This window comes from Sneathiella chinensis, assembly GCF_012720115.1.
GTDB classification, from domain to species: Bacteria; Pseudomonadota; Alphaproteobacteria; order Sneathiellales; family Sneathiellaceae; genus Sneathiella; species Sneathiella chinensis.
In genome coordinates this window covers 722781-735190 of sequence record NZ_VNWN01000004.1, presented here as the reverse complement: position 1 = coordinate 735190, position 12410 = coordinate 722781, and the positions used below count along the sequence as shown (strand labels likewise).

Genomic DNA, 12410 nt, shown 5'->3' with positions numbered 1-12410 from the left:
TCAACAGTAATTTAAACAAAAAAAAGTACAAATATATGGTATCTGACATTATTGTCGGCGATAGCATTACAAATAGCGGAAATAACAGGAAATCCGAATGACGGTTGCCCGAAGGCTGATTCTATCCATCGCAGCGTTTAGCTTTATTGTAACGCTCCTGAGTACGGCCCTTCAGCTCTATATCGACTATCAGGAAAATCTCGACGAGATAGAAGCCGGTTTCGAGGATATTCGGGAAACCCGCCTTCCAAACCTGACCCATAATGTATGGGTTCTGGACGAGGAGCAGATACAGCTTCACCTGGACAGCCTGATAAATACGGACAATATCGAGTATGTCTCCATTGCCGACAGCGAGCAAACCAAATGGCTGTCCGGCGTGGTCCGTTCTGAAAAAACACTGCAGGCTGAATTTCCCCTGAAACTGGATAACAACGGGCACACATTTCACCTTGGCACCCTGAAAGTCGTTGCTGGCCTGAACGAGGTTTTTGACAGCCTGAAATCCCGCGCCCTGATCAATCTGGCCAGCAATGCGGTGGTGATTTTCCTGATCGCGGGCTTTTTCCTGATTGTCTTCCAGTACCAGATTTCCCGGCACCTGCTGACCCTGTCCAACTATGCCCGCAACATCAAGCTGGAAAGCAACCAGCCGCCACTGAAACTGCAACGGAAGCAAAGCGGTGCCTCCAAGGACGAACTGGATGATGTGGTCTCGGCCATCAATCTGATGCGAACCAATATCGAAAGCTCGTTCTACGCCCTTCGGGAAAGCGAGCAATATAACCGGATGCTGTTCGAGCAATCCCCCATTGGCCTCGCCCTCAATCATGTGGATGGGCAGTTTGTGGACGTGAACCCCGCCTACGCCAGAATTGTGGGATATACCGCCGATGAAATCCGCCAGATGACCTTGTGGGACCTGACGCCCAGTTCCCTCCATGATGAAGAGGTGGAGCAGATGCGCCACCTGCGCAAGAAAAGCCCCACCCCTCCCTTTGAAAAAGAGGTCATCCACAAGGACGGCCATCTTATCCCCGTTCAGGTCAGTTATCACCTGCTGGAGCGGGAGGGCCTGCGCTTTATCGGGATCAGCATGGAGGATATCTCCGATCGGAAGGCCTCGGAAGTGGCCCTTGCGAAAAGCGAGGAACAACTGCGCCAGTCAGAAAAAATGCGGGCCGTGGGCGAACTCACAGGCGGCGTCGCCCATGACTTCAACAACCTGCTGGCCGTGGTGCTTGGCAATGCGGAACTGCTGGAGGAAGACCTGCCCGCCGATTCCCCGGCGCAGTCCTTCCTGAAAACCCTGATCAGCGCGGCCACACGGGGCGCCGAACTTACCAGCCGCCTGCTGGCCTTCTCGCGCAAGCAGATGCTGTCCCCCACGGTCACCCATGTGGAAGACCTTGTCGACAACATGGCCGACATGCTGAAAAGGGTTCTGGGCGAGAATATTTCCATCAAGACCACCTATGGACCGGACCTCTGGAGCTGCGAGGTCGATCAGGGACAACTGGAAAACGTGATCCTCAATCTGGCCATCAACTCCCGCGATGCCATTACCGCCACGAACAAGGGCGCAGGTGTCCTGTCCATCGAGATATCGAACGTCGTTATAGACGGAGAAGAAAACCAGTTTCAGGAAGAAATCGTGCCCGGCGAATATGTCACGATTTCCGTTTCCGACGACGGGATCGGCATGACACGGGACATCCTTGACCGGGTTTTCGAGCCCTTCTTCACAACCAAGCCTGTTGGCGAGGGAACGGGCCTTGGGCTCAGCATGATCTACGGCTTTGTCAAACAGTCCGGCGGCCATGTGACCATTTACAGCGAACAGGGAATGGGCACCACCGTCAAACTATATCTTCCCCGCACGAAGGAAGAAAAGAAAGAACAGGTAGCAGAAATGGAAGCGCAATCCCCCAAGACCGGCAATGAAACCATTCTTGTCCTTGAGGACGACCCGGATGTGCGGGAATTGACGGTCCTTCAGCTTAAAAGCCTTGGCTATAACGTGGTGCAGGCCCATGACGGGCAATCCGCCCTTGAGGTCATCGAAACGGTTCAGCAGATCGACCTGCTGCTGTCCGATGTGGTCCTGCCGGGCGGTATGCGGGGCCCGGAGGTAGCCAGAAAAGCGCGGGAGAGCAAGCCGAACCTGAGTGTTCTTTTCATGTCCGGCTATACCCAGAATGCCCTCGATTCACATTCCGATCTCGGCGAGTCTTCCATGCTTCTGAACAAGCCGTTCCGTAAAAAAGAGCTTGCCGAGAAAATCCGCGAGGCCATTGGTCACTGACGGATCAGGACAAGGAACGAAGGCCCGTCTTACCAGTATTCTGAAACCAGCGGCTTGAGGCAGTCCGCCTTGATCAGGGCTTCCTCCAGCAGGCCGTTATCCCCCGCATCCTGATAACGCTTGCGCAGCGCCATGAACGACCTGCCGGTATATTTCATGGTGTCCTGCGTAAAATCACATCCCCTCAAGGAAACCGTGAAGGTCGGCGCCTCCTGCATCAGGGCCTGACTGTTGGCCACCGCCCACGGCATATACAGGCCCCCGACCTGATCCCGGATCAGCGGGACAAGCGTCCCTGCCAAATCGGCCCATGGCTCGAACGCCCCTTCCGCGGCGGGATCAACCATGCGGTCAATCCACGCGGAAACAAGCGGATAATCCTTCAGGATTGCAATGGTTGTCGGCTGTTGCGTGCATCCATAAAGCTGCCCGAACAATCCGAAATCAGCCAGCGCCGGACGCCCCCCGAACAGGTAAGGCCGGCCCTTCAAATGGACCTCCAGCAAACCCAGCAGATCCTCCAGCGACTGCTCAATCGTCTCCCGGTTCTGCTCGCTTGAGCCGACAAAGCTCAGGCGCGGCACCATCCGCTCCCGCAATGACTGGGCGAAGGCCTTATTCTCCGCCTCGCTTCCCGACGGATTGGACGCCGCCGCCAGTGCACCAGAGATCGCAATCTGGTCTTCATCCCGCCACCAGCGGTAATGGAACATGGGCTTGTTGCCCCATTCGTCTGCATATTCCTCGATCAATGCCGACATGAAGACGCTTACCGCCTCGTCCGGCAGGATTGAGGGGGACGGAAACTCCGCTTCCAGCTTTTCGATCATCGGCGTGCTGTCCTGCATGGCGGTCCCGTCAGGGCGCAGCAGCAGCGGTATCAGGGGCAGCTTGGCATGGGCCTGAAATTCCGCCATGTTATCCCGTGTTCGCGGTCGCCAGACATGGGGAATCCCCTTGTACCGAAGGTAGGACCGGACCTTCACGGAAAAGGGTGAATATTCTGAACCGTACAAAATGAACGTATCTTCCTGCATACCGAAACGCCTCTTCTTTTTTCTATTTTGGCAATCCTCCCTGCCCTTGTTTCGGGCGAGTTGCAAAGATCATAGCGGCGATTGGCCTTCTGTTCAAAAAGAGTTGTCCCCCGCCCTGCCAAATAGGATACAAAATAACTCCAGACATTTACTGTACATCATGTAAAGGACGATCCCATGACAGTATCCCGGCACTTCTCAGCGACCTATTCCGAAGCCCGCACCAAGTTTCTTGACGCCTGCGCGGACCGGAATCTGGACGTTGAAAGCCATCTCAATGACCGTGCCAAGGGGGCGGAAGGCGAAGACCTTTTTATGGACGTGGCCCGGATCGGCCCCCAATCCGCCCGTAAAATCCTGATCATCAGTTCCGCCACCCATGGCGGCGAAGGCTTTTGCGGGTCCGGCATTCAGATTGGTCTTCTGCGGGAAGGCTATTTCACCGACCTGCCTGCGGATACCGCCGTCCTGTTCATCCATGCCATCAACCCGTATGGGTTTTCCCATGTTCGCCGGGTCAATGAAGACAATATCGACCTGAACCGGAACTTCCGCGACTTCAGCAAGCCCCTGCCCGACAATGCGGCGTACCGCGAGGTCCATCCCATGGTTCTTCCCGCCGACTGGGACGGACCGGCACGGGAGAAGGCAGAAGCGGACATTCAGGACTATATTGCCCGTCATGACCTGTTCACCTTCCAGTCTGCGGTGACCAGCGGTCAGCATGTTCACGCCGATGGTGTTTTCTATGGCGGTACGGCCCCGTCATGGTCAAACGATACGTTGCGCGCCGTGGTCAAGCAGCATGCCGCCGATGCGGAGCATGTGGCCTCTCTGGACCTGCATACGGGTCTTGGCCCTTATGGCTTTGGCGAACTGATCTATGTGGGGGACCCGAACGGTGTTGAGCGGGCTATGAACTGGTATGACGGGGAAGTCACTTCGCCGGATGCCGGCACATCCACATCCCCGGTTGTTGAGGGCAGCATCAATTTTGGTATTTCCGAAAGTTCCCCCAAGGCAACCCATACCTGCGTTGCCATTGAATATGGCACCATCCCCGTGCTTGAGGTTCTGGGCGCGCTTCGGGCGGACAACTGGCTCTATATCCACGGGGATCTGGACAGTGATCTGGGTCGCAGCATCAAGAAGCAGGTGCGTGATGCGTTCTATTGCGACAAGGACGACTGGAAGGAAATGGTCTGCAAGCGGGCTAATGAAACCGTCACCAAGGCCCTGAAAGGGCTTGAAGCCTCCTGACCGGGTTTAGGTCATCAGCACAAAAAAAGGGGCCCTAGGGCCCCTTTTTTCATTTCGGTTTGCATCCTGTTGATCAGGCGCCTTCCACCTGCAGCCCCTGCTGGGACAGGTTGTCCAGCTTCGGCATCAGGGACAGAAGTTCCTGTGAATAGGGTGCCTCAGGCGCGGTGAACAGTTTTTCTGTTTCCGTAACCTCGACAAGTTCACCCATCTTCATCACCCCCACACGGTCACACATCTGACGGATAACCGGCAGGTCATGACTGATGAACAGCATGGTCAGGCCCAGCTCTTCCTGCAAGTCCTTCAGCAGGTTCAGGATTTGCGCCTGAATGGACACGTCAAGGGCCGATGTCGGCTCGTCACAGATCAGGAACCGCGGACGGGTTGCCAGAGCGCGGGCAATGGAAATACGCTGACGCTGACCGCCAGAGAATTCATGCGGGAAACGAACCGCCGCCTGACGGCCCAGCCCCACATGTTCCAGCAGGTCCATGACAATGCCTTCGGTTTCCGCGTTGCTGGATGTCAGCTTGTGGAACCGGATCGGCTCCGCCACGATATCCATAACACGCATCCGACCGTTCAGGGACGAGAACGGATCCTGGAAGATCATCTGCATCTGGCGCCGGAAATAATCCAGTTCCTTTTCAGACTTGATCTCTGTCAAGTTGGTTCCGCCAAACTTGACCGCACCTTTCGCCGGCTTGTACAGACCGGAAATCATGCGGGCCACGGTGGATTTACCGCTACCGCTTTCCCCCACAAGGCCGAACACCTCACCCTGACGGATTTCAAAGGAAACGCCGTTGACCGCATTAAAGGTCTGGCGGTTCTTCTTCAGGAAAGCCGGCTTGGTGACAAAGGTCATGACAAGGTCTTCGACCTCGACCAGGGGTCCTTCAACCGCATCAAAGTCACGGGCCTGTCCCAACCAGTGGGTTGAGATATCCAGCAGCTTCTTGCGGTCTTCCTCTTTCTCGATGTAATCGACCATCGGGAAGCGTTTCAGACGAATGTCCGGGCGCGGTACAGCACTGATCAGGCTCTTGGTATAAGGATGGTCAGGATTGCCCAGAATTTTCTGGGTGGTCCCTTCCTCGACCAGATTGCCCCGATACATGACGGCCACGCGGTCCGTAATATCGGCAATAACCCCCATATCGTGGGTAATGATCAGCATCCCGACCTGTTTTTCCTGACACAGCTTGCGCATCAGTTCCAGAATCTGGGCCTGAATGGAAACGTCAAGTGCCGTGGTCGGCTCGTCCGCGATGATGACTTCCGGCTCGGCACAAAGGGCCAAAGCAATCACCACGCGCTGACGCATCCCGCCGGAGAACTGATGCGGGTAATGCTTCACCCGCAGTTCAGGATTGGGAATACCCACCTGATGCAGCAGGTCAATCGCCCGCTCCTTGGCCTTGGCTTCCCCCAGCTTGAGGTGCAACTCGATGGTTTCAACCAGTTGCTGTTCCACTGTCTGAAGCGGATCAAGAGAGGTCAGCGGGTCCTGGAAAATCATGCCGATACGACGGCCGCGGATTTTCCGTTTTTCCTCGGAGGACAGATTGTTGATCTGTTCCCCTTTCAGGTAAACCTCGCCGCCGGACATCCGTCCGGGAGGCTCCAGCAGGCCGATCACGGCGTTGCCGATGGTGGATTTACCCGCACCGGACTCGCCCACAACCCCGAGAACCTCGCCCGGTTGAACGGTCAGGTTGACATCATTGACCGCCACGACCGTGCCGCGCCGACTTGGAAATTCAATTTCAAGATTTTTGATACTAAGCAGATCCATCCTGTCCTCCCTAGCGCAGTTTCGGGTTGAGGGCATCACGAAGCCAGTCCCCCAAAAGGTTTACGGCCAGCACCAGTATGACAAGCGTGATACCGGGGAAAATCGTGATCCACCACTCACCGGAGAACAGATACTCGTTCCCGATCCGGATCAGGGTGCCAAGAGACGGCGTGGTCGGCGGAACACCGACACCCAGGAAGGACAGGGTCGCTTCCGTGATGATGGCAATCGCCAGATGGATGGTCGCAATCACCATGACCGGCCCCATGACGTTGGGCAGGATATGGCGCCGCAGGATTGTGCCCGGACGAATACCGATGACACGGGCCGCCTGAACATATTCCTTGTTCCGTTCTACCAGCGTGGAACCACGCACGGTCCGGGCATACTGAACCCAGCCGGAAATACCGATGGCGAAGATCAGAACATAGATGGACAGTTCCTCGTGCAGTTCCTTCGGTACGATACCACGGGCCACACCATCGATCAGCAGGGCGATCAGGATGGCCGGGAAAGAAAGCTGGATATCGGCAACGCGCATGATGAAGGCATCAACGCGCCCCCCGGCATACCCGCTGATGAGGCCCAGCGTGATCCCCACAACCATGGAAAAGATAACGGATGCGAAACCGACAAACAGGGAAATCCGGGCACCATACATGATGGTGGACAGGATATCCCGGCCCTGATCATCCGTCCCCAGAAGGAAACGGGCTTCGCCGAATTCCTGCCAGGCTGGCGGAAGGTTGGAATCCATGATGTCGATGGACACCAGATCAAACGGATCATGAGGCGCGATATACGGCGCGAACAAGGCCGCAAGGATCATGATCAGTGTGACCAGTGACGAGATAATGGCAACGGGGCTGGACTTGAAACTGTGCCAGACATCGCTGTCAAGGAAACGTTCAAAACGTGTTTTTTCGATAGTTTTTTCCATGGATCTTACTCGTTATCAGCCCTCAGGCGTGGATCAACGGCATAGTAAAGAAGGTCCACGATCATATTGATTACAACAAAGAAGAAAGCGATCAGCACGAGATAGGCTGCCATCACGGGGATATCCACGTCAGAAATTGCCTGAATGAACATCAGTCCCATTCCCGGCCACTGGAAAACACTTTCCGTAATGATGGCAAAGGCAATCAGCGAGCCAAGCTGCAGGCCTGTAATCGTGATCACCGGCACCAGTGTGTTCTTGAGCGCGTGCTTGAAATGCACCGCACGGTCCGGCAGACCGCGAGCCTTCGCAAACTTGACGAAGTCGGTCCGCAGAACTTCCAGCATTTCAGCCCGGACAAGACGCATGATCAGGGTCAACTGGAACAGGGCCAGAGTAATGGAGGGCAGGATCAGGGATTTCAGACCGGAAACGGTCAGGAAGCCCGTTGTCCAGCTCCCGATTTCAATCACGTCACCGCGACCGAAGGTGGGCAGCCAGCGCAACATCACGCCAAACAAAAGGATCAAAAGAATACCGGTCAGGAATGTAGGCAGGGACACCCCGACCAAAGACATGGTCATGATGAACTTGGAGAGTATGCCCTTGCGTTTCAGCGCCGTATATACCCCCAGCGGAATTCCGAAGAACAGGGCAATAATGGCCGAAACAAACGCCAGTTCCAGCGTGGCAGGCATCCGCTCGAAAATCATTTCGCTAACAGGGACCCGGTATTTATAGGAGAGCCCGAAATCCCCTTGCGCGGCGTTCAGCGTAAAACGACCGAACTGGACAAGGAAAGGATCGTTCAAACCAAGTTTTTCGCGCAGTTCTTCCCGTTCCTGCTGTGTGGTGTCCTGACCAACCATGTTGTTGATCGGGTCGCCGACGAAGCGGAACATGGAAAATGCGATCAGCGCAACCGTAATCATCACAACGAATGATTGCAGCAGTCGCTTAAACAAAAATGAAACCATGGCTAAATTTAGTTTTCGCTAAGATAAAAATAAACAGGGCCTGCGATGTGCAGGCCCTGTATTCCGAATTGCCTTACTTGCCGACAACCACATTCCGGAAGTCCAGAATGTTGTCTGCACGTTGTACGACAGAGACGCCATCACGCACGCCCCAAGACAGCGGCTGCTGATGGATCGGCAGGTAACCGACCTCGTCCTTGACGATCTGGAAGGCTTCCTTGATCATCGCATTACGCGCATCCTGATCGGTTTCAGAACCAACCTTGGCGGTCAGCTCGTCAACACGCGGGTTGCAGTAGTTGCCGAGGTTAAACAGGCCAACCTTGGTTTCTGCGTTCTGACAAGCCAGCAGGGAAGACATGGCGTTTTCACTGTCCACGGTGCCCGGTGTCCAGCCCAGCATGTAGAAGCTGGTGTCGAAACCGCCGGTGGCCAGGATTTTACCGAAATACTTGGATTTCGGCTGAGCCAGCAGGTCTACCTTGACGCCGACTTTTGCCAGCATGGAAACAACGGCCTGACAGATTTTCTCGTCATTGACGTAACGGTTGTTCGGGCAGTCGAGAGTCACCTCAAACCCATCCGGGTAACCGGCTTCCGCCAGCAGTTCCTTGGATTTCTTCGGGTCATAGGCATAAGGAGTGTTCAGTTCAGCGACAAAGCCGTTGATCTGCGGGGCAACCATCAGGCCAGCCGGTGTAGACGCACCGCGCATGACTTTCTGTTTGATGGCTTCAAGGTTGATGCCGTGCGCCATGGCCTGACGGACACGAATATCCTTGAACGGGTTCTTGCCCTTGATGTTGGAGTAGAGCAGCTCATCACGGCCCTGATCCATACCCAGGAAGATTGTCCGGGCTTCCGGACCTGCCAGTGACTTTACGCCAGCCGCATCGTCAAGACGCTGCCAGTCCTGTACCGGAACCGGGTAAACCAGATCCAGCTCACCAGAGATCAGCGCAGCAACACGGGTTGCGGCTTCCTTGATGGGTGTGAATTCAATGCGTGTCACATTGGATTTCATGTTGCCCCAGTAATCGGCATGACGCTCGAACGTGGTTTTCACGTCGGCTTTATGCTCGGTTACCTTGAACGGACCGGTACCGTTGGCGTTCAGGTTGGCGAAGTTGCCTGTGGTGTCCGCAGACGGGCTTGTTGCCTCTGTGGTGTTGTTTTCCTCGGACCATGTTTTGTCCATCATGTAGACAAAATACAGGTCGGACGTCAGGATCGGGTTCGGAGCCGGTGTTTCAATAATGATCGTGTGATCGTCAACGACCTCGATATTCTTGATCTTGGCGGCACGGACCTTCTGGTCAGACCCTTCAGACAGCGCACGCTGCCATGAGAAGACAACGTCTTCGGCTGTGAAGTCGTTACCGTTGTGGAATTTCACGCCTTTACGCAGGTTGAATTTCCATTTTGTCGGCTCGACGATTTCCCAGGATTCAGCCAGACCCGGGGTCACTGTCAGGTTCTCGTCATAAATGACCAGACCTTCATAGATGTTACCCAGCGTTCCGAGCAGGAAAGTCTCGTTCAGTGAATGCGGGTCAAGTGAACTCAAGCTGCCCTGAAAGGCATACTTGAAAGTTTCAGCTTTGGCGACTGGCGCGGCAACAGCAATTGCTGCTGCAGCGACGGCGGCCATCAGTCCGTGACGCAATTTCATGGTGTCTCCCTTAAACTAAATATTTGCATCAAAAACGGTGCCCCAAAGGGGAAAGTCATTGCGCCCGAACCTTTTTATCTTTGGGCGCAATCCTATTTTGGACATTAAACAAACAACAATATCCTGTCCATACAAGTTGTCCTGCCGGATCAGCCCGCCAGTTTAACGATCAGTTTGCGGATAAATGCCTCTGACTGGCGAACCTGATCGACCTCGATAAACTCGTTCGGTTGGTGCGCGATCCCGATGGATCCCGGACCGCAAATAACCGTTGAGAAACCGGCCTCCTGGAACTGTCCCGCCTCGGCAGCATAAGCCACAGACGACGTATTGTTCTTTCCGGTCAGGGATTTGCACAGCATTTCTGCCTCGCCGTCCTCTTCCTGCCCAAGGGCCGGGGTGGAGGAGCGAATTTCAGTTACGATATCCGCTTCCGGTGCAACCGCCTTCATGGCTGGCAGGATTTCTTCCTCCACATACCGGTTGAACCGGTCGATGAAGTCCTGCGGATCATCTTCGGCGATATAGCGGATATCCCACAGGAATTCACATTCGCGGGAAATGATGTTCATGGCCGTACCGCCATTGATCACCCCCACATGAAGGGTGGTGTAGCCCGGCGCCGGTGCATAGGGGTTGTCCGGGTCCATCTTGGCCTTGTTCTCGGCCATCATGTCGGCAATGAAATTGACCAGACGGGTGGCGGTCATGACGGCACTGACGCCGTCCTCAACCAGACTGGAATGGGCTTCGCGGCCCGTAACCTTGGTCCGCAGGCCAACAATCCCCTTGTGGGCGGTCACGATGTCCATCATGGTCGGCTCGCCAACGATGACGGCACGCGGCTTTGCGGCCTCTTTCGCCAGATACTCGATCAGGCGGGGCGAACCGAGGCAGCCCACTTCCTCGTCATAGGACAGGGCAAAATGGATCGGCTTCTTGATGCCTTTTTCCAGCATTTCCGGGACCATGGACAGGGCGATGGCGGAAAAGCTTTTCATGTCGGCGGTGCCCCGGCCGTACAGCTTGCCATCCTTCTCAACCACTTCAAACGGGTCCGTGTCCCACGGCTGACCATCAACAGGCACAACATCCGTATGTCCGGACAGGACGATACCGCCTTCCACATTTGGACCAACAGTTGCAAACAGGTTGGCCTTGGTCCCGTCATCGTTATAGACCTTGGTCGAGGACACACCATATTCTGCCAGATAGTCCGCGACAAAATCGATCAGGTCCAGATTGGAATTCCGGGAAACCGTGTCAAATCCGACCAGTTTCGCGATCATTTCTACCGGCGTGTAAGTAGAAGCCACTTCACACTCCCATTTTGTTTGAAGCCAAATTACTTTCCGGACTCTATACCAGAGCAAAAATTAGGGAAAGACCGGCTTTCACAAAAATGTAAAAAATTCGATCAAAATTCGCCACAATCAAACTGAACACCGGCTCATCCCGGTTGTTTTAACGCCCTTTCGGGTTATTTCAGGACAAAGACCAGAATGCCCCCGACCACCAGCAGGACGCCCATGGCCTCAAGGCGGGTGGTCTTTTCCTTGAAATAGAAGATCGAGATCATGAAGGTAAACACCAATTCGATCTGGCCGACCGCCCGAACATAGGCCGCGTTCTGCCACGCCATCGCTGTGAACCAGCCAATGGACCCCAGCAGACTGGCCGCCCCCACCATGGTGGCCGGACGCCACGCCCGCGCAACCTTTCGAAGCTGGTTCGGCTCCACCAGCGAAATATAAAGGGTCATGACAAGGGACTGGAACGCCAGAACACAGACGATTGATACGGCCGCGGCCACAACCAGCATGTCACTTTCCAGCGACAGGGAAGCCGCCCGGTAGGCCACAGCGCACACCCCGAAAAGGCCACCGGACAGAATACCCAGAATGGCTGATTTCCCGGTCCAGGCCAGAAAAAACTCACGGACGGTAAGCCGCCCGCCCGACATGGAGATCAGCAAAATCCCCACCATGCTGATCGCAATGGCCACCACCGCCGACCAACTGAGGGAATCCCCGAGCAACACAATGCCAAACAGGGCGGCCTGTACCGTTTCCGTCTTGGAGTAAGTTGTGCCAACGGCAAAATTCCGCAGACTGAACAGCGCCACCAGCAGCGCGGTCCCCAAAATTTGCGCCAATCCCCCCAGCACCACATATCCGGCGAAGGTCCAGTTGAGCGGCGGAAGGTCATACCCCCACCCCCAATGCAGGACCGCCACATAGATCACCGCAAAGGGAAAGCCATACAGAAATCGAACATAGGTCGCGCCGCCAGTACTGAGGCGGTCTTTCAGGTATTTTTGAATTGCTGTTCGGACATTCTGGAAAAAGGCCGCGAAAATCGTAATCAGGATCCAGGCTTCCATCCACTTGCCTTCTTTTTGTTTTTAAAGACAAGATA

At 55.1% G+C, this 12410-nt stretch carries 9 protein-coding genes; 2 read left to right on the top strand and 7 right to left on the bottom strand.

Features of this window, described 5'->3' with window-relative positions; genetic code table 11:
* The first annotated feature begins 97 nt into the window (after positions 1 to 97).
* Complete coding sequence (locus tag FQB27_RS09975) at positions 98 to 2305, top strand: PAS domain S-box protein (protein WP_169560868.1); 2208 nt, start codon at positions 98 to 100, stop codon at positions 2303 to 2305.
* 29 nt (positions 2306 to 2334) lie between these two features.
* Here FQB27_RS09975 and FQB27_RS09970 read toward each other — a convergent pair whose 3' ends face one another.
* Entirely contained in the window at positions 2335 to 3342 is a 1008-nt protein-coding gene (locus FQB27_RS09970) for a glutathione S-transferase family protein (protein ID WP_169560867.1), read from the bottom strand.
* Positions 3343 to 3519: 177 nt separating this feature from the next.
* Between FQB27_RS09970 and FQB27_RS09965 the strand changes: the two genes are divergently transcribed.
* The gene (locus tag FQB27_RS09965) at positions 3520 to 4602 is read left to right on the top strand and encodes a M14 family metallopeptidase (RefSeq protein ID WP_169560866.1); all 1083 of its coding nucleotides are present in this window, start codon (positions 3520 to 3522) and stop codon (positions 4600 to 4602) included.
* A 73-nt stretch (positions 4603 to 4675) separates the two neighbouring features.
* On the opposite strand, the gene FQB27_RS09960 is transcribed toward FQB27_RS09965, so the two are convergent.
* The 6 genes from FQB27_RS09960 to FQB27_RS09935 form a co-directional block, all read right to left on the bottom strand.
* Positions 4676 to 6403 (bottom strand): ABC transporter ATP-binding protein, encoded by a 1728-nt coding sequence (locus tag FQB27_RS09960; protein ID WP_169560865.1) that lies wholly within the window; start codon positions 6401 to 6403, stop codon positions 4676 to 4678.
* Positions 6404 to 6413: 10 nt separating this feature from the next.
* Positions 6414 to 7343, bottom strand: a complete 930-nt coding sequence (locus tag FQB27_RS09955) for an ABC transporter permease (protein WP_169560864.1) — start codon at positions 7341 to 7343, stop codon at positions 6414 to 6416.
* 5 nt (positions 7344 to 7348) lie between these two features.
* Positions 7349 to 8320, bottom strand: a complete 972-nt coding sequence (locus FQB27_RS09950; protein ID WP_169560863.1) for an ABC transporter permease — start codon at positions 8318 to 8320, stop codon at positions 7349 to 7351.
* Between the two features lie 73 nt (positions 8321 to 8393).
* Complete coding sequence (locus FQB27_RS09945) at positions 8394 to 9992, bottom strand: ABC transporter substrate-binding protein (protein ID WP_169560862.1); 1599 nt, start codon at positions 9990 to 9992, stop codon at positions 8394 to 8396.
* A gap of 149 nt (positions 9993 to 10141) precedes the next feature.
* Positions 10142 to 11308 (bottom strand): acetylornithine deacetylase, encoded by a 1167-nt coding sequence (gene argE, locus FQB27_RS09940; protein ID WP_206374505.1) that lies wholly within the window; start codon positions 11306 to 11308, stop codon positions 10142 to 10144.
* A gap of 164 nt (positions 11309 to 11472) precedes the next feature.
* On the bottom strand, positions 11473 to 12375 hold the full coding sequence (locus FQB27_RS09935) for a DMT family transporter (RefSeq protein WP_169560861.1): 903 nt from the start codon (positions 12373 to 12375) through the stop codon (positions 11473 to 11475).
* Positions 12376 to 12410 lie beyond the last annotated feature (35 nt).